The organism is Saccharibacillus brassicae, assembly GCF_006542275.1.
Classification (GTDB): Bacteria; Bacillota; Bacilli; order Paenibacillales; family Paenibacillaceae; genus Saccharibacillus; species Saccharibacillus brassicae.
This window is the reverse complement of sequence record NZ_CP041217.1, coordinates 4,757,979-4,781,280: the sequence shown is the minus strand read 5'-3', so window position 1 is coordinate 4,781,280 and position 23,302 is coordinate 4,757,979. Positions and strand designations below refer to the sequence as shown.

The window sequence follows — 23,302 nt, the reverse complement described above, 5'->3', positions numbered from 1 at the left end:
AGTTCTCTCCCCGGCTGTCCGATTCGACTGTCCGGCGCAGCGTTGATAAGAATCAACGTGCGTTCGACAAGTCGCATTGAAGCAGCATCCGCGGTCGAATACGCCGCGGACTGCCGTCTTCGGCTTTCTTTTGCAAGAAAACCTATAGACGGACTTCGTCCGTTCGCATCACCGGGCACAGGGAGAGACAATGACAAGTCGGTACAATCGAATAAGTTGTAGTCATGGTCTTCTCTCCCTTCGCTGGCTATTTGCCCATATTTTAGCGGAACGGCAAAAACAATGTCAAGCTTTTTCCGAAAAAGGGTCTTGTCTTCGCGCTGCGCGTTGGACGAAAAAGCCGCTTTGCGCGATAATGGAAAAGAACGCTGTTCGCAGATGCGAACAGCCGCAAGTGCATCAAGCAAGCACATCTCAAGGGGGAACAACCAAAGACCATGGAAAAAGAAGACGTCCTGATTATCGGCGCGGGGCCGTGCGGATTATCGGCCGCGATCGAATGCGGCCGCCGCGGGCTGTCCGTCCGAATCATCGAAAAGCATAACGTGGTGCATTCCATCTACCTGTACCCGACGAACATGCAATTTTTCAGCACGGCCGAACTGCTCGAAATCGGCGAAGTGCCGTTCACCTCGCCAAACGAAAAGCCGTTCCGCCACGAAGCGCTCGCCTATTACCGCAAAGTCGCGAGCCATTACGACCTGCGCATCTCGTCTTACGAAGAAGCGACTTCGGTCCGTCCGCAATCGGACGGCACGTTCCGCGTCGAGACGCTTGACCGCGCAGGCCACAAGCACGAATACGAAGCGGGCAGCGTCGTCGTCTCGACAGGTTATTTCGACCATCCGAACGAACTGGGCATTCCCGGCGAAGACAAAGACAAAGTGACGCATTATTTCCGCGAAGCCCATCCTTATGCGGGTATGAACGTGGCGATCGTCGGAGGCAGCAACTCGGCGGTCGATTCGGCGCTCGAACTGATCCGGGTCGGCGCCAAAATCGACATGGTCTATCGCGGCACGGAAATTTCGCAGCATATCAAGCCGTGGGTCCGCCCGCTGTTCGAAGGCATGATCGCCAAAGGCAAAATTACGCTGCATCTCGGTTCGAGCCTGAGCGAAATCGGCGAAGATTACATCGTCGTACAGGGACCGGAAGGCGCAGCGCGCATTGCCAACGACTTCGTGCTTGCCATGACCGGGTTCCGGCCGGATCGCAAGCTGTTGACCGAAGCCGGGGCGCAGATGTCGGACGATCTCGACAAGCCGGTATACGATCCCGACACGATGGAGACCGGCGTGCCGGGACTTTACGTGGCGGGCGTCATCGCGTCCGGGCGCAACGCCAACGAAGTGTTTATCGAGAGCGGGCGCAAGCACGGCGGACAGATCGCCGAGCATATCGCGCAGCGTTCGAACGCGCGCGAAAAGTCCGCAAAAAGCTGATTTCGCCGTTTTGTTGTGCTATACTTCCCACTATAACAAGGATTTGGTCGAACCGATCGCAAGATCGCGAATCGGCCGCTAGGAGGACCGCTGCTTATGTCTCAACGTTTTGTCATTGAAGCCGTGATGGTCGCGATTTACGGGCAGCTGCTCGCGGCGAACCGTCCGGTCGAATATATCGTTCCGTACACGACCGTGTTGGAACTTTACGAATTCGAAGAAGGTTCGGAGCCGCTCATGAACGAGCCCGGCGACGACCGCCACGTCAAAGAAAAAGTCAAGGAATTGATCGCTTACTTCGAAGAACCGCTGAACAAGAAAAAGATCCAAAAAGCGTTGTCGGTGCCGTGGGCCAAAAGCGCTCCGATCCTGCTCGGCGATCAGATCAAACTCAGCATCATCAACGCGGTGGACAACGCCCACTACGGAGAAGTATTCGATCCGATCGAAACGGAACTGCTGCTGTCGGCGCTGAAGGAAGAAGCTCCCGTGCTGACCGACCAGCTGGAGATGATCGAACGCATCATCGCGGCGGCCGTCCCGATTCAGGTGTTCGATATCGACGATTTCGATTTCGCGCTGGAAGGTACGGCGCAGCTGTAACGGCCTGAATACGCGGCGAGCGTTTCCGTCCGGACCGCCTGCCTTGAATGCACAAAAAAGACGAACGACCGGGTCATGCCGGTACGTTCGTCTTTTTTTGTTCGAATGATGGCTTCTTCGCTGTAGGGTTCTTGCGCAAACTTTCGCGCTATTCCCGTTCGTACGCGTACAAAATATCGTCGTGTTCCGGCAAATACGTCACGTTAAGCCGATACCCTTCGAGATACCAGAGATCTTTTTCCTCCATGTAGAACGTGATGCCTTCCGAAGCCTGGGTCAAGCCCGGGTTGCTCGGATCTTCCGTGGCGATGCCGAGCGAAAAGCCCGGGTGGATCTCGCTCGTGTTGCTGTATCTCGCATAGAAGCGAATGTAATCGCCCGACTGCAGTCCGAGTTCCTTCTTGTACCAATCGGCCGCCTGCTGCGTAACGTTAAGAGTCATATCGGTTTCCCTCCTTGGCGCGTTGACGAAGACGTCCTTCCGGACGTTTCGGTGATGCCTTTATCATAACGCAGAATGCAGGCCGCGACAAACCGCAGCCCCGCCTCTTCCTCCCCCGTTCACATTTCGTTCACAATCGAAAACTTTTTCGTTGACTTTTTCAAAGAGACGGTGCTAAAATCGGGGCATACGAGATCATTTGCGATCATCAAACCCAGGAAGGAGTGAATTCGATGTTAACGTTCAAGGAAAGCTTTGGCCCCACTTTCGACGACGCCCATGGCCTGCAGTGCGCCCTTTCCGAACTTCATATCGATGAAGCTTCCGTCCGCCGTTTGCCGGCTTGCGTCTCCCCCTCCTAAGGAGTCAAGGATTCGCACCCGCCAGACGAGAAAATGCGACGAGCGGTTTTGTCCCCTCGTTCGCCATATGAATCGCTTTTTTAAGCATATCGCGCGCCGCGATATGCTTTTTTTGCGATTTTCGCACAAATGATTGGTAAATTTCTCTTGGGAAGAAAGGAAGTGATGGAATGTTTTCCGTCCTTCAAAATTTAGGCTGGTTTTTCAAGCAAGAACAAAGACGTTACCTGATCGGGGTCTTCTTCCTCGTGCTGGTCGGCGTTATCGAGCTGCTGCCGCCCCGCCTGATCGGCATCGCTGTCGACGACATCGCCGGCGGATTGATCACGACCGAACGGCTGCTGATGTATATCGGCGGTATTCTGGCCCTGCTCGTCGTGATGTACGGCATTACGTACATATGGATGCGCCAGCTGTTCGGCGGCTCCAATCTGGTGGAACGACTGCTGCGCAGCCGCTTTATGGCGCATCTGCTGCATATGACGCCGCCGTTCTTCGAGCGCAACCGGACCGGCGACCTGATGGCCCGGGCTACGAACGACCTGCGCGCCGTGGCGATGACCGCCGGATTCGGTATGCTGACGCTGACCGACTCTACCTTGTTCCTGCTGACGGTGCTGCTCGCCATGGGCTTTATCGTCAGCTGGAAGCTGACACTCGCCGCCCTGATCCCGCTGCCGTTTATCGCGATCGGCATGAGCATCTACGGCAAAATCATTCACCAGCGCTACACGCTGGCCCAGGATTCGTTCGGCGACATGAACGACCAGGTGCTTGAATCGGTCGCGGGCATCCGCGTCATTCGCGCCTATGTCCAAGAGCGCCACGACGAGAAACGTTTCTCCGATATTACGAACGACGTCTACAAAAAAAACCTGGCGGTCGCCCGGGTCGACGCGGTGTTCGAACCTTATATTCGCCTATGCGTCGGCCTCAGCTATCTGATCGGCCTCGCTTACGGAATCTACCTCGTCTTCCGCAGCGAATTGACGCTCGGCGACCTCGTAACGTTCAACATGTACCTCGGCATGATGATCTGGCCGATGTTCGCCATCGGCGAGTTGATCAACATCATGCAGCGCGGCGGCGCTTCGCTCGACCGGGTCAACGAAGTGCTGTTCACCAAAGCGGATATCGAAGAACCGCAGCAGCCGACCGATGTCGCCCTGCCGGAATCGATCGAATTCCGGAACGTGACTTTCCGTTATCCGACGTCCGCGGTCGACAATCTGGAACAGGTCAGCCTGAAGCTGCTCGCCGGACAGACGCTCGGCGTCGTCGGCCGGACCGGCAGCGGCAAGTCGACGCTGCTCAAGCAGCTGCTGCACGAATATCCGACCGGTTCGGGCGAGATTCTGATGTCCGATACGCCGATCGAATCGCTCAGCAAAGACCGGCTGCACGGCTGGATCGGTTACGTGCCGCAGGAACAGATCCTGTTCTCCAAAACGGTGCGCGAAAATATCCGGTACGGCAAGCAGGACGCGGATGAAGCCGACATCATGGAGGCGATCCGCACCGCTGCGTTCGAAGGCGACCTGGAAACGTTGTCCGACGGGCTTGAGACCCGGGTCGGCGAACGGGGCGTCTCGCTCTCCGGCGGTCAGAAGCAGCGCGTCTCGCTGGCACGCGCGTTTATCGCCGAGCCGCAGATCCTGATTCTCGACGATGCCCTGTCCGCCGTCGACGCGCGTACCGAAGCGCGCATCATTCATAATATCCGGGAGAAGCGCGCAGGCAAAACGACGCTGATCTCGACCCACCGCCTATCCGCCGTCGAACATGCCGACCATATCGTCGTGCTCGAAAAAGGCCGTATCGTCGAACAAGGCACCCATGCGCAGCTGATCGCGCAGGGCGGCTGGTATCGCGAGCAGTACGACCGGCAGCAGGTGGAATCCAATCTCTCCTCCGAGGAGGTGCATACCGACCATGACAACTAATACCGGACACCCCGAAGCAACGACGGCGGTGCCGAAGAAACAAACAACCCGACGCCTGCTGCGCTACGCGCTCACGGCCAAAGGCACGTTTATCGCCGCTATCGTCGCGCTCTCGATCGGCGTCGGCGCCGAACTCGCAAGTCCGTTCATCGCCAAAACGATGATCGACGACCACGTGATGGGCATCGAAGATCCGTACTACGAAACGGAAGCAGCCGGCGAAGGCACGGTCGCTTATCAGGACGGCCATTACAAGCGCGGCAATCGCTTTGCCGAAGGCGAAGCGCGCGGCGAAGAAGTCCATGTGCTGCAGGTTGGCCGGGGCTTCGTGTTCGTCGACGAAGCGATTCCGGTCGTCGAAGGCGATCGCAGCTTCGAGAGCGGAACGCTCACGATCCAAACGGCCGGCGGAACGGTCTCGTACCCGGCCGAGCGTCTGTCCAAGGAAGAATTGTTCCGCTTCTACGAACCGGAAATTCCGGGCATTATGAAGTTGATCCTGCTCTACCTGCTGTTCCTCGCCATCTCGATCGCGATGGAATTCGGCAAGACCTACTGGCTGCAATCTTCGGCCAACCGGGTCATCCAGCGGCTGCGGCTTGATCTGTACGCGCATATCCAGCGGCTGCCGGTCAACTTCTTCGACAATCTGCCGGCCGGCAAAGTCGTCTCCCGCATTACGAACGACACGGAAGCGGTCAAAGAATTGTTTATCGCGGTCTTGTCCAATTTCACGACCGGCATTGTGTACATCACCGGCATTTATATCGCTTTGTTCATTCTCGATCCCCGTCTGGCGGCGGTCTCGCTCTTCGTCGTGCCGCTGATCATCCTGTGGATCTACCTGTACCGCAAAATCGCGACCCAATACAACACCGTCATCCGTTCGCGCCTCAGCGAATTGAACGCGATCATCAACGAGTCTATTCAGGGCATGTCGATCATTCGCGTGTTCCGCCGCGAGAAGCAGACGCGCGACGAATTCGAGGAACTGAACGGCGATTACATGAAGCACCAGAACAAAATGCTCAACTTGAACTCGCTCACTTCCCATAACCTGGTCAACGTGCTGCGCAATCTGTCGTTCACGGTCGTCATCTGGTTCTTCGGCACTTCCACGATCGACGGAGCGGCTTCCATCATCTCGCTCGGCGCGCTGTACGCGTTCGTCGACATTCTGGGACGCTTGTTCCAGCCGATTACCGGCATGATGAACCAACTGGCTGCGCTGGACTCGGCCATGGTGTCGGCGGGACGCGTGTTCGAACTGCTCGACGAGCCGGGCGAGAACGTCACCGACGGCGGCATGAAGCGTTATCGGGGCGACGTGGCATTCAAAGACGTGTCGTTCGCCTATAAAAAAGATTACGTGCTCAAAAACATCTCGTTCGAAGCGAAGCAGGGCCAGACGGTCGCTTTGGTCGGACATACGGGTTCGGGCAAAAGTTCGATCATCAACCTGCTGTTCCGCTTCTACGATCCGCAAAAAGGCACGATCACGATCGACGGCCAAAGCGTGCTTGATCTGCCCAAGCAGCATATTCGCCAGCATATGGGCATCGTGCTGCAGGATCCTTACCTGTTCACCGGCACGATCGCGTCCAACGTCAGTCTCGGCGACGAGCGGATCAGCCGCGAACGCGTGAACGAAGCGCTGCGCGAAGTCGGCGCCGACAAGATTCTGGCCGATCTGCCGGGCGGATTCGATGAACCGGTCGTGGAAAAAGGCAGCACGCTGTCCGCGGGACAGCGCCAGCTGATCTCGTTCGCCCGGGCGCTGGCATTCGATCCGGCTATTCTGATCCTCGACGAAGCGACGGCCAATATCGATACCGAGACGGAATCGTTGATCCAAACAGCTCTGAACGTGCTCAAAAAAGGCCGTACGACGTTCGTCATCGCGCACCGTCTGTCGACGATCCGCAGCGCGGACCAGATTCTCGTGCTGCACCGCGGCGAGATTGTCGAACGCGGCGATCACGACGAGTTGATGGCTTACGGCGGCCGATACTTCCAGATGTATCAGCTGCAGCAGGGCGGCGGCGATTCGATCACGCCGGTCACCGGCAAGCCGGAATCGGGCTTTGAAGCGCGTCCCGCTTTCGGCGGCGCGAACGCCGACTAAAAGATTCCCGGACCGGCTCAGGCCGGACCGCTTCACTTCACTTCACTTCTAACTTCGCTTCAGGCGCTCCGCCCGAAAAGCGTCAAAACCCCCGATCCTCCATATGGAGAGTCGGGGGTTTTTGGCGTAGTTTCAGCTGTGCCTGAAAAACTTAATGCTCTCGAAGCAGGCATCCGCGGCTTGCCAAGCTCAGGCTGCTTCCTATTCCAGCAGCTTCGCATCCGCCCGGCCGGGCGTCCGGCCGATCTGTTCGGCCGTTACTTCGGCAGGCACGCCGGTCAGATACACGAAAGCTTCCGCTTCGGTGATGACGTGCGGATACAGCAAGCCGGGCCGCGGAGACTCGACGGCATACCGGACGACCGCTTTGCCGTCGGCGTAGATCACTTCGCGAATATGCAGTTCGTATCCCGGATTCGGGAGCGATACTTTGAGCGTGGCTTTGATTCTTCCGTCCGCTTCGGTCGTCGTCATGATGGCCATTCTGCGTCCTCTCCATTCTCTCGCCGATCTAACACGCGACGTGTGTCATGAACTTAACGGTCATTATACACCATTTCGCCCTATAGAGCCGATTCTCGGCGATCCGGCATACAAAAAGGCTCTTCCCGCGTACGGGAAGAGCCCTGCAGCCGGGATAAATCTTCGATCCAGCCCGGCCGTTTTCGATTCCATGCTGATCTATGCTTATTTTTTCTACTAATTTGTGCTTGTCTCTGCTTATTTCAACGATTTGGCATCCGCTACGGGCGCAGCGCCGCCGGTCTGCTCGGTCGTCACTTCGGTGTAAGTGCCGGTCAGGTACGTCGAAGCTTCGACGTCGGTAATGACCTGCGGATACATCATGTCCGGATCGGGATTGGTGACCGAGTATTGAACGACCGCTTTGCCGCCGTCATACTTCACGCCTTCGATCTTCAATCCGTAACCCGGGTTCGGCAGGGAAGCTTTCAGCGTCGCTTTGACGCGTCCGTCCGCTTCTTTTGACGTTACGACGCTCACGCTGTTCGTCTCCCAACCTTCGTCGCTGACGCCTTTGACGTTCTGGATAAACTCGACCGCATTATAGACCATTTGCGCCGCTTCCATACGGGTGATCGGCTCCTGAGGGCGGAACTCGCCGCTTGCCGGGGACAGGATGCGCATATTGCCAAGCGTCTGGATTGCGTTCATATGCTCTTTCGTGAACTCGTTCTCATCTTCGAACACGATGAACATTTTCGTCGTCGGGTATTGGCCCGTCGTGTTGATGCCTTCGAGCAGCAGGCTGGCGAACGCTTCGCGGGTTATTTTGCCGTTTGCGGAGTCGCTTTTCGTAACCGTCTTGATCTGGTTGTGCAGAGCCGCTTCATAAGCCGGCGCATACCAGGCGTCGTTGTTGAATTTCGGGTCCGGCATAGGGTCGACGCCGGGGTCGGTCTCGAGGCCGAACGCGTTGACGATCAGCTGTACCGCCTGGGCGTTGGTTAGGTCGACGGACGGGGCGAACCGGTCGGAACCGATCCCTTTCATGATTCCTTTTTGCTGCAGGGATTCGACGACTTTGGCATTTCCGGAATCGGATACGTCACTGAACGCGGATGCCGATGCGGCGAAAGCGAACGATCCTGCCATAACGAGGGCTGCACAAGCTTTGACTGTTTTTTTCATAAGGGCCACCTCTTTTTAGTTTGGGTTTGATTTTCTTATTCTCACTCTCCCAGACGGCACGTCTTCGAAAAAGGTTGCAGCCCACGGACATTTTTCGTCAAAATCCTTCCTGCGCGCACGCCGCGCCTAAATTTCTTCCGGCGAACCGATTCCGAGCAGCTCCAGCGCCCAGCGCAGCCGCTGCGCCGTCAACCGCGTCAGTTCCAGACGGATCTGCCGCTCCCGCGGAACTTCGGTCAGCACTTTGTTGTGGTGGTAGAACCGGTTGAACAGCTTGGCCAGATCCAGCGCGTAGCGCGCGATCGCCGACGGTTCGTGCCGCTGCAGCCCGCGCCGAAGCTCGGTCTCGTAATCGCACAGCCGCTTGAGCAGTTCCCAGGAAGCGTCGTCCCACGTATAAGCCTGTTCGCCTGACGGCTCCGACGCCGCCGATGAGGCTTCATGCCCGGGCACGCCGGCTTCCGACTCTGCCGCATCCCCGGAACCGTGCGGCAAGCCTGCCGCTTGCGCTTTGCGGATCACGCTGCGCGCCCGCGCATGCGTGTACTGCACGTAAGGTCCGGTCTCGCCTTCGAACTGCACCGCTTCTTCGAGCGAGAAATCGATCTCGCCGATCCGGTTGTTCTTCAGGTCGCCGAACACGATCGCTCCGATTCCGACCGCTTCCGCGATCGCTTCGCGATTATGCAGCAGCGGATTTTTGGCCGCCATGATCTCGGACGCGCGCGCGACCGCTTCGTCCAGTACTTCTTCGAGGAACACGACTTTGCCGCGGCGCGTGGACATTTTCTTGCCTTCGAACTTCATGAGTCCGAACGGGATATGCCGGCACTCTTCCGCCCAATCCCGGCCCATTTTGCGCAGCACCGCGAACACTTGGCGGAAATGCAGCGACTGCTCGGCGCCCACGACGTACAGCAGTTTCTCCGCGCCGAGCACGTCGTGCCGGTACAGCGCCGTCGCCAGATCCCGCGTCGGATAGATCGTCGTTCCGTCGGACTTCAAGATGAGGCACGGCGGCATGCCTTCCTCGTCGAGCCGGACGACCTGGGCGCCGTCGCTTTCTTCGAGCAGTCCGCCTGCGCGCAGCTCTTCGACGACCGCGCCCATTTTATCGTTATAGAAGCTTTCGCCCAGCACCCGGTCGAACGAGACGCCGAGCCGGTCGTACATCCGGTTGAATTCGGTCAGGCTGACGTCGACGAAATAGGTCCACAGCCGAAGCGCTTCTTCGTCCCCGCTCTCCAACCGGCGGAACCAGTCGCGCGCTTCGATATCAAGGCTGGGGTCCTGCTCCGCTTCGTCGTGAAACCGCACGTACAGATCCAGCGATTCGCGTATAGGCGACGCGTTCAGCCGTTCTTCGCTGCCCCAACGCTTGTACGCCGTAATCTGTTTGCCGAACTGCGTTCCCCAGTCGCCCAGATGATTGACGCTGATCGGGTTCTCGCCGGCCGCTTCGTACATCCGGTACAGCGCCGCTCCGATCACGGTCGAACGCAGATGGCCGACGCCGAACGGCTTGGCGATGTTCGGCGACGACAGATCGATCACGATCGTGCGGCCTTCCCCTTGAACGGCATGAAGTTCGGCCCGTTCCAGCAGCGTCTGCGCGTGCAGGCCGCGATCCAGCGCGAAGTTCACGTACGCGCCGGCCGCCGAAGCTTGCACGCCGGCAAGCGCAAAACGCTGCGCCAGTTCGGCCGCGATCAGCTGCGGATTTTTGCGCAGCGTTTTGGACAGCGCAAAGCACGGAAACGCCGCGTCTCCCAAGTTCATGTCGGGCGGCTGCTCCAGCAGCGGTTCCGCCGTCCCTTTTTCCCAATCCAACAGCCTGTCCAGCTCCGCTCCAATGTTCGATACTATCATCTCTTTGGCCTCCTGCAAGTTATTGTGATCCAGGTTATCCTCCGAAAAAGCACGCAAAAAAGCTCTCGTCTCTGTAGAAGAGACGAGAGCTTTTGCTCCCGCGGTACCACTCTTATAGCCCAAGCGTCGTTTTGCGAACAAACGGGCTTGAACCTCTTGAGCGGCGGTAACGGTGCCGTGACCGGGCCATTCTACGCGGAATACCGGCGGCGCCAGGCCGCGGACATTCGTTCGAATCGCCGTCTCCCGGGTGCGTTTCTCCGATCGGTGCGGCGCCGGCTTTCACCGTCCCGGCTCGCTGCTTCCGCTGTGTCGATCGGATACTGTCCCGTTCATGGACATTTCTCGATAAGTCTTTTCGCCATTATAGAAGGTTGCCTCGCAAGAAGCAAGCAATATCGTTCAAAACGAATATTCGGATCGGACGGGGACGCTTTAATCGGTTCAAGCATGGAACTTCCGTGTAATCTATAAAGCGTGATATTTGGTAGTTTCCGTGTTTTGACCTTTTAACCTACATCAGAGGAGGAATTATTAATTTGAGAGCGAGACCTATTTGGCATGCCGCTTGGCTCACGATGTTGTCCTGCATGCTGCTGCTGACGGCTTGCACGCCGGAGTCGAGATCTTCGTCCGGAGCGCCGACGACCGGCACGTCCGGCGACGGAGCGGCCCAGGAAAAAGTGACGATCGATTTCTGGACTTTTTGGGGTTCCGAGACGCGCCGTCCCATCATCGAGAAAATCATCGGAGATTTTAACAGCTCGCAGGACCGCATCGTCGTGAAGCATACTTATTTGCCTTTCGGCGACATTTGGACCAAAAATCTGGCTTCGATCGCGGCCGGCAATCCCGCCGACGTCATCGTCAACGATTATGCCGACGTCAACCTGCGGGCCAGCAAAAACCAAAATACCAACCTGACAGCGTATTTGCAGCAGGATGATATCCAAAGCCGGTTCTACCCGGAACTTTGGAACAACGTGCTGTACAACGACGAAGCGTACGCGCTTCCGTTCAACACCGATACGCGTCTGCTCTACTATAACAAGGAAGCGTTCCGCGAAGCCGGGCTCGACCCGGAGCAGCCGCCGCAGACTTGGGCCCAGCTCGAAGAGTACGCGCAGAAGCTGGACAAGAAAACCGGCAGCACGTACGAACGCGTCGGTTTCTATCCGCTGTGGGGCGACTTCGGCGTCGACAACTGGCTGATCAACGGCGACGGCGGCAGCGGATACTTCGACGACAATGCCGGCACGACGATCGACACGCCGGGCAAAGTCGCCACGCTGGAATGGCTGAAATCGTGGCAGGACCGTCTGGGCCGCCAAACGGTCGACGCGATCAAAGCCGACTTCGGCAGCGGCGTCAGCGATCCGTTTATCTCCGGCAAAGTCGCGATGTATATCCAGACCGGCACGTATAATACGCAGATCGAGGAATTCGGTCAGGATCTCGATATCGGCGTGGCGCCGATCCCGGAACGCGAAGACGGTTCGGGCCATTGGAGCAGCGGCGGCGGCTTCGTGGTCGAAATTCCGCAGGGCGCCGACCATCCGGACGAAGCGTGGGCATTTATCAAATATTTGACCGACGTCGACGCGCAAAAATATTGGGCGATGGAAAACTTCGACAACGTCGCCAATATCGAAGCGGCCGAAGACCCGGAAGCGAACAAAAACGCGGTCTACAAAGCTTCGGTCGAAAATCTGGAGAACACCAAAGTATTCCAGGTTCCGCTGAGCGCTTCGGGCTACAAAGACCTGATCAATCCGCATATGGACGCCGTGTTCCTGGACAAGGAGACGCCGCAGCAGGCACTGCAGCAGGCGCAGCAGGATGTCCAATCGCTGATGAACAAAAACAAGTAACGGATCAAAACAAGTCATAAATTTCCGCTTCGCACGCACCTGACGGGAGCCGCTCCGGATTCGACCGGACAGCGGCTCCTTTACCCTTTTTTGCGCAAAGGAGGCCTGTATGAAAAACACCACGAGCACGCTCACCCCTACTCCAACGAAAAAGAAACGATCCCGACTCGCACGCCGCGAAGAACTGCAGGGCTACCTGTTCATCTCCCCGTGGCTGATCGGCCTGTTCGGCATCACGCTGTTCCCGATGCTGTTCTCGCTGTACGGCAGCTTCACCAATTACGACGTGACGTCGCGCATGGACTTTATCGGGATCGGCAATTACATGCGCATGTTCACGGAAGATCCGCTGTTCTGGAAATCGCTGTACAATACGCTGTATTACGTCGCCTTGATGGTGCCGCTGACGACGATCGGATCGATTCTGCTGGCGCTGATGCTCAATGAGCGAATCGTCGGCATGCGCTTTTTCCGCACGATCTATTATCTGCCGGCCGTCCTGTCGGGTGTCGGCGTCTATTTCCTCTGGATTCAACTGCTGAACCCTTCGACGGGCCTGATCAATACGATGCTCGGTTGGGTCGGCATTCCCGGTCCGGCCTGGCTGAGCGATCCGATGTGGACCAAGCCCGCCATTATCCTGATGAAAATGTGGAGCGTGGGCGGCGGCATGCTGCTGTATCTGGCGAGCTTGCAGGGCGTTCCGGCACAGCTGTACGAATCGGCCAAGCTCGACGGCGCGTCCGCGTTCCGGCGCTTTATCCACATTACGCTGCCGATGATCTCGCCGGTCATCTTTTTCGACGTCGTGACGAGCTTTATCGGCGGATTCCAGATTTTCCAGGAAGGTTATGTCATGACCGACAGCGGCAGCGGAGGACCGATGGGCTCGCTGCTGTTCTATAACCTGTACATGTGGAATCAGGCGTTCCAGCTGTTCGATATGGGCTACGCGATGGCGATGGCCTGGGTGCTGTTCGTGATCGTGCTGATCCTGACGCTGATCAATCTTCGCATGTCCAAACGCTGGGTGTACTACGAAGGAGGCGAAGATTGATGAAAAAGCGCTCGGTGCGCGATACGCTGCTGTTCATCGTCTTGTCTGTCGGAAGCCTGCTGTTCCTGCTGCCGCTGTGGTGGATGATCGCCACGTCGCTGAAGTCGCCGCAGGAAATCGCGCAGTATCCGCCGACTTTTATCCCGAATCAATTCCATTTCGAGAACTATGTCCATACGTGGCAGGCGGCTCCGTTCACCCTGTATGCGTTCAATACGCTGATGCTGGCCGCTTTTGCGGTAGCCGGCAATGTGCTGGTCAATTCGTTTATCGCCTACGGGTTTGCGCGTATCGCTTTTCGGGGCAAAAAGTTCTGGTTCTCGGTCCTGCTCGCCACGATGATGATTCCCGGGTTCGTGACGCTTATTCCGCAGTACGTGCTGTTCTCCAAGCTGCATCTGGTCGGCACGTATTACCCGCTGATCATCCCGCAGTTTCTCGGCAGCGCCTTCTACATTTTCATGCTGCGGCAGTTCTATTTGAGCATCCCGCGGGAACTGAGCGAAGCGGCCAAGATCGACGGGGCGAACCATCTGTACATCTGGGCGCGTATCGTCCTGCCATTGTCGAAGCCGGCGTTGGCCGCGATCGCGGTGTTCGCTTTTAACGGCGCATGGAACGATTTCCTCGGTCCGCTGCTGTATGTCAACGACGAGGTGCTGTATACGCTGCAGATCGGTCTCCAGTCGTTCCGGGGCAGCGTGCAGACGCAGTGGAATTATCTTATGGCGGGTTCGGTTATCGTCCTGCTGCCGGTCATCGTCCTGTTCTTCCTGTTCCAGAAATATTTTATCGAAGGCATGAATCTGACGGCCGGCACCAAGGGCTGAACCTCTTAAATTTTGTGCGTAAAAAAACCCCGGCGGAACAAAGCTTTCGTCGGGGTTTTTTGGGCTGCTTTCAAGTCGGCCGGCTGGAAAAGAGAATGAAAATAACGAAGAAATACAAAAATGAAAAATAACGAAGAAATGCAAAAAGACCGCTTCCGCAAGGAGACGGTCTTCGGTGAACTTCGGGTTCCGGTTGAAATTCGGTTGGCGATTCGGTTCGCGGCTTAAGCGGCGACCAGAATGCCCCGGCAGATGCTCGCACATTCGCGGCAGACCCGAACGCATTCCTGGCAGTGCTCGTGCGGATGCTTCATGCACTCTTCGGCGCACGCATCGCACGCTTTGGCGACCAGTTCGCAAATTTCGGCGACGAACGGGCTGTTGCGTGTCATCGCTTGAATCGCGACCCCGCACAGATCCGCGCATTCGCGGTCGAGGCGCAGACATTCGCGAAGTTCGAAAATATCGAGCCCTTTGAGGCTCGAAACGTAGCTGACGTTGCAGACGTTCATGCAGCGGATGCAGGCGTCGATACACTCTTTGTATGTAGTCACGGTCATGTGGGTCATGTTGGGTTCCTCCCGGAATATGGTTAAGGCCCGCTGGCCTTTGATAGTTACCATTACCCGAGAAGTGACAAAAATGAAACCCTTTCACCGCGTTTACTCGCTAACTTCCGCCTGCTCGCTTTCGAGTTCCAGCCGCTCCAGTTTTTGGCGCAGTTCCGCTGCCGAAAAATGCTCGCCGATAAAGACAGCCATATCGTTAAGCTGCCCCTGCGGCGTCACTTTGATAAAATCGAGTTCGCGAAAAGCGTATTGGAACAAAAACCGGCTCGCCGTATCGGAAAAAGTGAGCAGCCCTTTGGCCCGATAAATTTCGCGCGGCAGTTCGCCGATCATCGCCTCGAACTTCTCGCTGTCGACCGGGCGGGCGAAGCGGTGGGTGTACGACGTCACATGGCCGTGACTTGATCCGAGCATGTTCAAGCCGCCGCCCGGCGTGCGGCGCAGCGGTCCGTCCGCCGCCCGTTCCGGCGTGAAGCCCGTTTCCAGCAGCGGTCCGAGATCCGTGTCGCAGCGCACCGTGCGGACGATCGGGGCATAAGCGTTCCAGCCTGCGATCGCCTGCTCCAGCTGCTCCGCTTCTTGTTCGCTGACGCGGTCGATCTTGTTCAGCACGACGATCGAAGCGCTGCGGATCTGGTCCTGCATCAGCGCGTAAGTGCGGCCGCCGCGGCTGCGGTGCATCTCCAGCAGATGCGCGGCATCCGCCACGGCGATCAAGCCTTTGATCTCGATGCCGGCGTACATCGCCGTTTCGGTCGCCGAATCGAGCAGGTCGATCGGATTGGCGGCTCCGGTCGCTTCAATCAGGACGACGTCCGGCCGATCGCGCTCGACCAGTCCGGCCAGTTCGCCCGCCAGGTCTTCGCGCACGGTGCAGCAGATACAGCCGCCGAGCAGCTCGGACGTCGGCACTTCCGCTTCGACGAGCAGGCCGTCCAGATTGACGTCGCCCAATTCGTTGATGATGACGCCGGGCTTGAGTCCCTGCTGCTGCCAATAGGACACCAGGCGCTGAAGCAGCGTCGTCTTGCCGCTGCCGAGAAATCCGGTCAGCAGATAGACGGGTACGTCTTGAGCCATGTTTGCAGCCTCCTCTTTATATATAGGCAATATTTATTCCGCCGAGATCCGAATCAGCTGGCGCCCGACCGCTTCCCCGTTGAGGATGCGCGCAAGCGCTCCACCCACCTCTTCGAGCGGCAGTTCGTGCACGCCGTGCTCGAAGATCGCTTCCGGCTTCCAGTCTGCCGCCAGCTTGTTCCAGACGTCCAGCCGCAACGGCAGCGGGCACTGCACCGAATCGATTCCGGCCAGCGTTACGCCGCGCAGGATAAAAGGATGCACGCTCGTGGCGAAATCGCCGCCGCCCGTCAAACCCGACAAGGCCAGTACGCCGCGATAACGCACGCTTTTGAGCCGTTCGCCCGTGCCCGCACCGCCGACCGGGTCGACGATCGCCGCCCATCGGCTTTTGCCGAGCGGGCCTTTGGACGGCTCCTGCGCTTCCTCGCGCGAGATCGTATGCGCAGCGCCGAGCCGCTTGAGCCAATCCCATTCGGCTTCTTTGCCGCTGCTGGCCGTCACCTCAAAGCCCAATTTTGCCAGAATCGCCACCGCTACGCTGCCGACTCCGCCGGAAGCGCCGGTCACGAGCACCGGACCGCTCTCCGGCGTCAGGCCGGCGCTGACAATCGCATCCACCGACAGACCGGCCGTGAAGCCCGCCGTGCCGAGAATCATCGCTTCCCGCATCGTCAGCCCTTCCGGCAGCTTGATCAGCCAATCGGCCGGCACCCGGGCCTGCTCGCTGTACCCGCCGAAGTGCGAGACGCCCAGCCCGTAGCCGGTGCAGAGCACCCGGTCGCCTACGGCGAAGCGTTCGTCTTCCGAAACCATCACTTCGCCCGCCAGGTCGATGCCCGGCACGAACGGATACTGCCGCACGACCTGCCCTTCCTTGATGCTGGCCAAGCCGTCTTTGTAATTCACGCCGGAATACCGGACGCGAACGAGCACTTCGCCCGGCGGCAGATCCGCCGTTTCAAGCTCCTGCACGGAACCGGTGACGCGCCCTTCCGATTCTTCCAACCAAAACGCGAGAAATTTCTCTGTCATGTCGCTCTCCTCCTATACGATTGCCATACGGCCGGACTCCGCCGGACCGCTTCCCTTTATTATCTTACTCCAATGCGGAGCCCGGTTCCAGCGAGGGAAGAGGCTGTGGGCGGCAGGCGCAAAAAAGCGGAATCCCTGCTCAGGGATTCCGCTTTTGCTTATAAGAGCGAAGCCCGGACAATCCCGGTTGGCCCGGGCGGACGGTGAAGCGTTCGCTCCGGGGCGCGTCGGTTATTGACCTTGGCTGTCAGCCTCGTCCCTCAGCTTTCTTCCGGCACTTCCGTCTCTTCCATGTACCGGTCGATCAGTCCCTGCTTGAGCTTCCATGCTTTTTCGCTGATATTGACGCGGTAGATTTCCGGGTTCAGCTTGCGCAGATACTGCGGCCAGAACTGGTTCAGCTGGGAGACATGATACTCGCGCACCTGCTCCAGCGCAGGCAGCTCGTAGACCAGTCGTCCTTCTTCGAACACCGGCACCAGCATGCTTTGCGCTTCGTAATCTTTGACGTAGCGGCGAATATACGTGTGCAGCGGATTGAACAGCTTCAGCTGCTTGCCTTTGCGCGGTTCGTCTTCTTCCGGGAAACAGATATAGTCCGCTACCGCTTTGCCTGTTCCGCGGTCGATAATCCGGTACACGTCTTTTTTGCCCGGCGTCGTCACCTTTTCCGGATTGGCCGAGATTTTGATCGTCGGCTGCATCATTCCGTCCACTTCGCGTTCGACCAGCTTGTAGACGCCGCCCAGCGAAGGCTGGTCGTGCGCCGTGATCAGCTGCGTGCCTACGCCCCAAACGTCGATACGCGCGTCCTGCGTCTTGAGCTCGGTGATCGTATGTTCGTCGAGGTCGTTCGAAGCGACGATCTTGACGTAATCCAGTCCCGCTTCGTCCAGCATTTTGCGGGCTTCGATCGAGAGATACGCCAAGTCGCCGCTGTCCAACCGGATCGAATTCAGCCGCTTGCCGCGTTCTTCGAGCTTCTTCGCGGTACGGATCGCATTCGGCACGCCGCTGCGGAGCGTATCGAACGTATCGACGAGCAGCGTCGAACCGTCCGGCAGCACCTGGGCGTACTTGTCGAACGCTTCCTGTTCGCTCGTGAAACTTTGCACCCAGGAATGCGCGTGTGTGCCTTTGGTCGGGATGCCGAAGCGCTTGCCCGCCATCATGTTCGACGTCGCGTGGAAACCGGCTACGTAAGCGGCTCTGGCGCCCCATACGGCTGCATCCGCTTCCTGCGCCCGGCGTGTCCCGAATTCAAGCAGCGTGTCGCCGTCCGCGGCCTGCTTGATCCGTGCGGCTTTGGTCGCGATCAGCGTCTGGAAATTCATAAAGTTCAGCAGCGCCGTCTCAACCAGCTGCGCTTCGAAGATGCTGCCTTCCACGCGGACGAGCGGTTCGTTTGGAAAAACGACCGCGCCTTCGCGCATCGAATGGATATTGCCGTTAAAACGGAATGTGCGCAGTTCTTCCAGGAAACGCGTATCGTAATTCTCTTCCTGTTCGGACAGATAGCGGATATCGTCTTCGTGGAAACGAAGGTTCGATACGTAATGAACGATCCGTTCCAGCCCGGCGAATACCGCATAGCCGTTGCCGAACGGCAGCGTGCGGAAGTACGCTTCGAACACCGCTTTGTGCTTGTGCGTCCCGTTCATCCAGTGTGCGTACATCATGTTGATCTGGTATTTGTCCGTATGTAAAGCCATGCCTGTCGTGTCCATACCGTCTCCTCCTTCAATCCCGAATCAAAAAAAGGCTGTCCGCGCACGGTCGATCAAGACCGGAAGCGCGCGCGGATGCAAGTCATGCGTAAAAGTGCGAAGCGGCTTCAGGGAAACAGGCGGCACTCAGGCCGAGATGACTTTCGCGCCGAGGCTGCCTGTAAAATGACCCAACGCCCATTCGTGGCCCGCCGCGTTGAAGCTTGCCACGGCGTCCGCGTGGACGACGATGTCGAAGCCGAGATTGTAAGCGTCGACCGCGGTATGCAGCACGCAGATGTCTGTGCACACGCCGATCAGATGGACTTCGGTAATGCCTCGCGCCCGCAGCCGCAGAGCCAGGTCCGTTCCCGCAAAAGCGCTGTATCTCGTCTTGTCCATCCAGTAGATCGCCGATTCGTACCGCTCGTAGACGGTCTTGAGCGTTCCGTACAGTTCCCGGCCGGCTGTTCCGCGAATATTGTGCGGCGGGAACAGCGCGCTCTCGGGATGATACGGATCGTTCTCTTCGTGCAGATCGACCGCCATCACCGTATACTCGCCGGCGGCGGCAAACTGCCCGGTCAGTTCGGCGATGCGTTGCTGGATCGCGATCCCCGGTTCTCCCACGGGCAGGCTGCCGTCCACGAAATCGTTCGTATAATCGATTACGATCAGAGCTTTCATCGGAATTCCTCCTTGTCGTCGGCCCCGCCGATCAGGAATAGATCGACAGCCGGGGCACGTTATCCAGGAAACGATACAGCTGGGCCGGACGCTGCGAATACTGGTTCGAGCTGATCGGCGCCCCGTTTTCGTCGCGCACTTCTTCCAGAATGCCTTTGCGGCTGCGCGTGGACGTGATTTTGCGAATAAAATTCGGTTCTTCGAAGTCCGGCACGACAGCCTTGATCACCTGGTACAATTCGCTGAGCGTGAACGCCTGCGGCAAAAACTTGCGGGCGATCGTCGTCTGCAGCATTTTCTCCTGAATGCGCCGGTAGGCATCCGCGATAATAGCCCGGTGGTCGAACCCGAGATCCAGCTCGTCTAGCGCTTCTTCGATCGTGAACAAGCCCACTTCCTCGGCGTCGTCCGCCGCCTGACGCTTCTCCAGCACTTCTTCTTCCACGAGCGCGAAAAATGCGTGTGAGATGATCCAGCCTCTCGGATCGCGGCCCGGATCGCTGTAGACGCTCAAATATTCCAAATGCCGGCCAACGACTCCGGTCTCTTCCTTCAGTTCGCGCATCGCCGTTTCGTACAGCGATTCGTCGTCCCGGGAAAATCCGCCCGGCAGCGCCCATTTGCCCGCATACGGCCAGGCCCGGCGGCGAATAAGCATGACGCGCAGTTCGCGCAGCGGAAGCGTCTTCGTCACCGTCTTGCGTTCGCGCTTGGTCAGCGTGAACATCACGATATCGGCGGGCGCTCCGTCGGGTGTCCGATACTTCTTCGCATCGTAATTCGTTTGTTCTTCACGGTTGTTAGATTCGTTCTGTCCGTTCATCAGCATCACCATCGCAGCATTTGATAAAATCGGTCCATACAAGTTTCGAATATGATATTATCATTATGACACACTCGAATTATTTGTCAACCCTGCTCCGCTGAATCGTGCGCAGGTCCAATCCCATCTGATACAGATCGACCGGCTCGCCTTCGACAATCAGCGCTCCGCGCATGATGCCTTCCAGCTTGAACCCGATCGAACGGTAGAGCCGGTAGGCGCGTTGGTTGGACGCCTGAACGGTCAATTCGGCGCGAAGGATACGGCGGCGCTTCGTCCATTCCAGCATTTCCGCAAACAGCTGCCGCCCGAGCCCGTACCCGGTATGATCTTCCAGAATGCCGATCACGATATAGATCGTATGCTGGTTCCGCCGGACTTTGCCGCCGGTCGCTTCCAGATAGCCGACGATGCAGCCGTCGCTTTCGGCGACGAGCATCAGCGAGTTGGAACTGCGCAGCAGGCCGCGAATCTGCTCCAGCTGATCGCCGTCGGTCATGCGCCGCTCGCCCGGTTCGTACAGCATGGAAGTCGTCTCGCGGTCGAGCTGCTTCTTCATCGCGAGCAGTCCCTGGCTGTCCCGCAGCTCGACCCGGCGCACGATCGGCGGCGCGGCGTGGATAACGCCGCCCCCGCGCGCGGACGAGCCGGCTTCGCTCTCCGGCAGCTTCTCCAGCATGAGCCGGTCCAGGCGCCGGATGCCGTTCGTGCTAGCACCGTCGGCCCAGCAGCCGGCGTAATAGTCGGGCTCGACCGCCGCGACGCGAAAGCCCGCCTGCTGGTACGCCGTCAAGCGGTCGGTCTGCCAGCTGCCGACATAAGCCATTACCCGGCGCACGCCGCCTTGCCGCAGTTCGCCGCATACGGCGTTCAGCAGGCGGACGAATCGCCGCGCTTCCTCTTCGCTGCGGACAGCGCCCGCCGCGTTGGCGATCTCCGCTTCTTCGGCGCCGATCCGCAGGCAGCCAACCGCCGACCGGATCTCTCCGCCGAGACTCAGCGTCCACCACTGCGCTTCGTGCAGATACGTTTCGATCCGCCACGTCAAAAGGTCCCCGCTGTCCAACAGTTCCCGCGGCAGCCCGCCCGGCTGCGGCTCGGCTTGAATGATTTCGTTCCCGCTGATTCGATCACGTTCCATAGGGTCCGCTCCTCTGCAATCGTCGCTTTTTGGTGCAAAAACAAAAGACGCGGAGAAGATCGCCCGCGCCTGCTTGGCTTACGCCCCGAAGTTCAGTTCAACCGCAGGAAGAAGGCGGGCTGTCCGCCCCTCGTTCCACGGCAATCTTCTCGGATACGGTGTCATGGATAGCCGACACGATCATCTGCAGCAGGTCGTTGATCTCGACCTGTCCCTGCTGGTAATCGCCCACGATCGGAATTCCGTCGAGTTCGTCTTGCAGCTCGCGCAGCTCCGCTTCGATCATGGCCGCCATCGTTTTATTTTTCATCGCTTCGAACGCGACAACTTCCTTTTGTTTCTTTTTAATCGTCTGGATCAGGGTTTGAATCCGTTCATGCCCCTGAATTTGCCGTTCGGCCTGCTGGAACACCCGCACTTCTTCGCTGGAAGAGACCAATCCGGCCAATTCCCGGGCTTTGCCCAAAATGTCTTCCCGATTCCACAACGCGGCGGAATTTCCGGCTTCGGTGCGCGGCGGGACGTTTCCCTGGCTTGCGCTGCTTTGTATTGTCATGCGGTTCGCTCCCTTTCTCTGCTTCGGCGGCTTCTGCTGCATGCGCGCCATTTATCGTATAGACCCCGGATTCGGCGAATGCCGGGCTTGATCTCGACGGGTACGGCTCGGCTTCGATCGCTTGACTTGCGTCGCTGCCAACTTTTGATCGTTACGGTAAAAAATTATATCATACTGCCATGCGTCATTCCATTCGTTTCGCGTAGGCCAAGCTTTGAAATTCGCTTTTTGCTTTTTTGCAACCTTCGGCCCCTTTATGCAGTATACTTGAAAAACGACTGAAAAGCCTGCTTGATCGACAAGCATAACCCGGTTTCAGACTTTAGGAGGAACATTGTTGAAAAAGAAACGTATCGCTTTGACGCTCGCCGCGGCGCTGGTCGGCTCGGCCGCCGTACTTCCGTCCGCCCCTTACTCCGTGTCTGCCGCGGCGTCCGACTCTTCGGTCATCGCCACGATCTCGGCCGCGCTGGAACAGAAAAAAACGACGTTCACCGTCAAAATGGGCAGCGCCCAATACTCCCGCCTGAACAGCCTGCTCGACGGCGCTTCCGTCAAAGCCGAACCGTATACCCGGTATACGCTCGATCGGATCGATACGCGGGCCAGCGTGACCGGCTCCAGTGCTTCGGTCCGGTTCACGGTATCCTACCTGGAGAACAAGCAGCAGACCGAATACGTCACGGCCCAGGCCAAAGCCACGCTCAAAACGATCATTAAGCCGGGCATGACCGCGGAAGACAAAGTCAAAGTCATTCACGACTATATCGTCAAGCGCTTCGCCTACGACGACTCGATGACCCGCTACTCGGCCTATGAAGGCTTGACCAAAGGCACGACGGTCTGCCAGGGCTATACGCTGCTCGGCTACCGGATGCTGACGCTGGCCGGCATTCCGACCCGCATCGTGGAAGGCGAGGCCGGCGGACAAAACCATGTATGGAACAAGGTCAAGCTCGACGGCAGCTGGTATAACCTCGACATGACCTGGGACGACCCGACGCCCGATCGCAAAGACGAAATCTCCTACACGTATTATCTGGTCACCGACAAGCTGCTCGCCCGCGATCATACGTGGACGCGTACACACGTGCCGGCGGCCACTACCGATTATCGCGCGAAGCTGACCGAAAAAGCGAAAACGAGCGCCAAGTCCCGCAATCTGCTGGCTTCCATAGGCGGCGAGATGACCTCGACGACTTCGGCGCTGCAGCAAAAAGTGCTCAAAGCGATCGAGCGCCGCTCCGGCGACCTGAGTGTCACGCACGATTTCGGTTCCGCTTCGCCCCGCAGCGAGCTGAACCGCATCATGAAAGCCTGTCTCGCCACGGCTGCCGAGCAGGTCGGTTACGCGTTCAAAGTCGCCGACAACGGCACGGCCGTCATCATCTTCACATTCGAGTATTGAGACCGCGAATCTGCCCGTACATGAATAAAAGGGATCGCCCGAGGGCGATCCCTTTTTTGTATGACCGGGTATGCACTTATATGATTTCGACACGGAAACG

20 protein-coding genes are annotated in these 23,302 nt (G+C 58.2%); 8 read left to right on the top strand and 12 right to left on the bottom strand.

Annotated features, from left to right (window positions below; genetic code table 11):
• Positions 1-437 precede the first annotated feature (437 nt).
• Together FFV09_RS20025 and FFV09_RS20020 are read left to right on the top strand one after the other, a co-directional pair.
• On the top strand, positions 438-1,445 hold the full coding sequence (locus FFV09_RS20025; RefSeq protein ID WP_141449480.1) for a YpdA family putative bacillithiol disulfide reductase: 1,008 nt from the start codon (positions 438-440) through the stop codon (positions 1,443-1,445).
• A gap of 96 nt (positions 1,446-1,541) precedes the next feature.
• Positions 1,542-2,048 (top strand): ADP-heptose synthase, encoded by a 507-nt coding sequence (locus tag FFV09_RS20020; RefSeq protein ID WP_141449479.1) that lies wholly within the window; start codon positions 1,542-1,544, stop codon positions 2,046-2,048.
• A 148-nt stretch (positions 2,049-2,196) separates the two neighbouring features.
• On the opposite strand, the gene FFV09_RS20015 is transcribed toward FFV09_RS20020, so the two are convergent.
• Positions 2,197-2,490 (bottom strand): HesB/YadR/YfhF family protein, encoded by a 294-nt coding sequence (locus FFV09_RS20015; protein ID WP_141449478.1) that lies wholly within the window; start codon positions 2,488-2,490, stop codon positions 2,197-2,199.
• A gap of 532 nt (positions 2,491-3,022) precedes the next feature.
• On the opposite strand from FFV09_RS20015, the gene FFV09_RS20010 reads away from it, so the two are divergent.
• Together FFV09_RS20010 and FFV09_RS20005 are read left to right on the top strand one after the other, a co-directional pair.
• Positions 3,023-4,795 carry an ABC transporter ATP-binding protein gene (locus FFV09_RS20010; protein ID WP_141449477.1) on the top strand — a complete coding sequence of 591 codons (1,773 nt, stop codon included), beginning with the start codon at positions 3,023-3,025 and terminating at the stop codon, positions 4,793-4,795.
• Positions 4,785-6,920: an ABC transporter ATP-binding protein gene (locus tag FFV09_RS20005; RefSeq protein ID WP_141449476.1), complete on the top strand. Its 2,136-nt coding sequence runs from the start codon at positions 4,785-4,787 to the stop codon at positions 6,918-6,920. The genes FFV09_RS20010 and FFV09_RS20005 overlap by 11 nt, the downstream gene beginning before the upstream one ends.
• Before the next feature lie 201 nt (positions 6,921-7,121).
• Here the strand turns inward: FFV09_RS20005 and FFV09_RS20000 are convergent, their stop codons facing one another.
• From FFV09_RS20000 to argS, 3 genes are all read right to left on the bottom strand, one after another.
• A complete protein-coding gene (locus FFV09_RS20000; RefSeq protein WP_141449475.1) occupies positions 7,122-7,403 on the bottom strand; it encodes a hypothetical protein in 282 nt (93 codons plus the stop codon).
• Positions 7,404-7,640: 237 nt separating this feature from the next.
• Positions 7,641-8,570, bottom strand: a complete 930-nt coding sequence (locus FFV09_RS19995; RefSeq protein WP_141449474.1) for an S-layer homology domain-containing protein — start codon at positions 8,568-8,570, stop codon at positions 7,641-7,643.
• A gap of 126 nt (positions 8,571-8,696) precedes the next feature.
• Positions 8,697-10,439, bottom strand: coding sequence for an arginine--tRNA ligase (gene argS / locus FFV09_RS19990; RefSeq protein ID WP_141449473.1), 1,743 nt, complete (start codon positions 10,437-10,439; stop codon positions 8,697-8,699).
• Between the two features lie 539 nt (positions 10,440-10,978).
• Here argS and FFV09_RS19985 point away from each other — a divergent pair.
• The 3 genes from FFV09_RS19985 (at position 10,979) to FFV09_RS19975 (ending at position 14,197) form a co-directional block, all read left to right on the top strand.
• Positions 10,979-12,310: an ABC transporter substrate-binding protein gene (locus FFV09_RS19985; RefSeq protein WP_246098390.1), complete on the top strand. Its 1,332-nt coding sequence runs from the start codon at positions 10,979-10,981 to the stop codon at positions 12,308-12,310.
• Between the two features lie 109 nt (positions 12,311-12,419).
• Positions 12,420-13,367, top strand: a complete 948-nt coding sequence (locus tag FFV09_RS19980) for a carbohydrate ABC transporter permease (protein WP_141449472.1) — start codon at positions 12,420-12,422, stop codon at positions 13,365-13,367.
• Entirely contained in the window at positions 13,367-14,197 is an 831-nt protein-coding gene (locus FFV09_RS19975; protein WP_141449471.1) for a carbohydrate ABC transporter permease, read from the top strand. Before FFV09_RS19980 ends, FFV09_RS19975 begins: the two co-directional genes overlap by 1 nt.
• 224 nt (positions 14,198-14,421) lie before the next feature.
• Here FFV09_RS19975 and FFV09_RS19970 read toward each other — a convergent pair whose 3' ends face one another.
• The 8 genes from FFV09_RS19970 to FFV09_RS19935 form a co-directional block, all read right to left on the bottom strand.
• On the bottom strand, positions 14,422-14,757 hold the full coding sequence (locus FFV09_RS19970; RefSeq protein WP_141450550.1) for a four-helix bundle copper-binding protein: 336 nt from the start codon (positions 14,755-14,757) through the stop codon (positions 14,422-14,424).
• A gap of 102 nt (positions 14,758-14,859) precedes the next feature.
• The gene (locus tag FFV09_RS19965; RefSeq protein WP_141449470.1) at positions 14,860-15,846 is read right to left on the bottom strand and encodes a CobW family GTP-binding protein; all 987 of its coding nucleotides are present in this window, start codon (positions 15,844-15,846) and stop codon (positions 14,860-14,862) included.
• 33 nt (positions 15,847-15,879) lie between these two features.
• Positions 15,880-16,881 (bottom strand): acrylyl-CoA reductase family protein, encoded by a 1,002-nt coding sequence (locus tag FFV09_RS19960; RefSeq protein WP_141449469.1) that lies wholly within the window; start codon positions 16,879-16,881, stop codon positions 15,880-15,882.
• A gap of 260 nt (positions 16,882-17,141) precedes the next feature.
• Complete coding sequence (locus FFV09_RS19955; protein ID WP_141449468.1) at positions 17,142-18,608, bottom strand: nicotinate phosphoribosyltransferase; 1,467 nt, start codon at positions 18,606-18,608, stop codon at positions 17,142-17,144.
• A 126-nt stretch (positions 18,609-18,734) separates the two neighbouring features.
• A complete protein-coding gene (locus FFV09_RS19950) occupies positions 18,735-19,274 on the bottom strand; it encodes a cysteine hydrolase family protein (protein WP_141449467.1) in 540 nt (179 codons plus the stop codon).
• A gap of 31 nt (positions 19,275-19,305) precedes the next feature.
• The gene (locus tag FFV09_RS19945; RefSeq protein ID WP_141449466.1) at positions 19,306-20,097 is read right to left on the bottom strand and encodes an NUDIX domain-containing protein; all 792 of its coding nucleotides are present in this window, start codon (positions 20,095-20,097) and stop codon (positions 19,306-19,308) included.
• Positions 20,098-20,176: 79 nt separating this feature from the next.
• Positions 20,177-21,238, bottom strand: a complete 1,062-nt coding sequence (locus tag FFV09_RS19940; protein ID WP_141449465.1) for a GNAT family N-acetyltransferase — start codon at positions 21,236-21,238, stop codon at positions 20,177-20,179.
• 97 nt (positions 21,239-21,335) lie between these two features.
• Positions 21,336-21,794, bottom strand: a complete 459-nt coding sequence (locus tag FFV09_RS19935; protein WP_141449464.1) for a YlbF/YmcA family competence regulator — start codon at positions 21,792-21,794, stop codon at positions 21,336-21,338.
• A 337-nt stretch (positions 21,795-22,131) separates the two neighbouring features.
• Here FFV09_RS19935 and FFV09_RS19930 point away from each other — a divergent pair, with 337 nt between their 5' ends.
• Complete coding sequence (locus FFV09_RS19930) at positions 22,132-23,202, top strand: transglutaminase domain-containing protein (RefSeq protein WP_141449463.1); 1,071 nt, start codon at positions 22,132-22,134, stop codon at positions 23,200-23,202.
• Positions 23,203-23,302: the final 100 nt, after the last annotated feature.

Coding starts and splice junctions, on each gene's coding strand:
- FFV09_RS20025 (WP_141449480.1), top strand. CDS start 438: ATGGAAAAAGAAGACGTCCTGATTATCGGCGCGGGGCCGTGCGGATTA.
- FFV09_RS20020 (WP_141449479.1), top strand. CDS start 1,542: ATGTCTCAACGTTTTGTCATTGAAGCCGTGATGGTCGCGATTTACGGG.
- FFV09_RS20015 (WP_141449478.1), bottom strand. CDS start 2,490: ATGACTCTTAACGTTACGCAGCAGGCGGCCGATTGGTACAAGAAGGAA.
- FFV09_RS20010 (WP_141449477.1), top strand. CDS start 3,023: ATGTTTTCCGTCCTTCAAAATTTAGGCTGGTTTTTCAAGCAAGAACAA.
- FFV09_RS20005 (WP_141449476.1), top strand. CDS start 4,785: ATGACAACTAATACCGGACACCCCGAAGCAACGACGGCGGTGCCGAAG.
- FFV09_RS20000 (WP_141449475.1), bottom strand. CDS start 7,403: ATGGCCATCATGACGACGACCGAAGCGGACGGAAGAATCAAAGCCACG.
- FFV09_RS19995 (WP_141449474.1), bottom strand. CDS start 8,570: ATGAAAAAAACAGTCAAAGCTTGTGCAGCCCTCGTTATGGCAGGATCG.
- argS (WP_141449473.1), bottom strand. CDS start 10,439: ATGATAGTATCGAACATTGGAGCGGAGCTGGACAGGCTGTTGGATTGG.
- FFV09_RS19980 (WP_141449472.1), top strand. CDS start 12,420: ATGAAAAACACCACGAGCACGCTCACCCCTACTCCAACGAAAAAGAAA.
- FFV09_RS19975 (WP_141449471.1), top strand. CDS start 13,367: ATGAAAAAGCGCTCGGTGCGCGATACGCTGCTGTTCATCGTCTTGTCT.
- FFV09_RS19970 (WP_141450550.1), bottom strand. CDS start 14,757: ATGACCGTGACTACATACAAAGAGTGTATCGACGCCTGCATCCGCTGC.
- FFV09_RS19965 (WP_141449470.1), bottom strand. CDS start 15,846: ATGGCTCAAGACGTACCCGTCTATCTGCTGACCGGATTTCTCGGCAGC.
- FFV09_RS19960 (WP_141449469.1), bottom strand. CDS start 16,881: ATGACAGAGAAATTTCTCGCGTTTTGGTTGGAAGAATCGGAAGGGCGC.
- FFV09_RS19955 (WP_141449468.1), bottom strand. CDS start 18,608: ATGGACACGACAGGCATGGCTTTACATACGGACAAATACCAGATCAAC.
- FFV09_RS19950 (WP_141449467.1), bottom strand. CDS start 19,274: ATGAAAGCTCTGATCGTAATCGATTATACGAACGATTTCGTGGACGGC.
- FFV09_RS19945 (WP_141449466.1), bottom strand. CDS start 20,097: ATGAACGGACAGAACGAATCTAACAACCGTGAAGAACAAACGAATTAC.
- FFV09_RS19940 (WP_141449465.1), bottom strand. CDS start 21,238: ATGGAACGTGATCGAATCAGCGGGAACGAAATCATTCAAGCCGAGCCG.
- FFV09_RS19935 (WP_141449464.1), bottom strand. CDS start 21,794: ATGACAATACAAAGCAGCGCAAGCCAGGGAAACGTCCCGCCGCGCACC.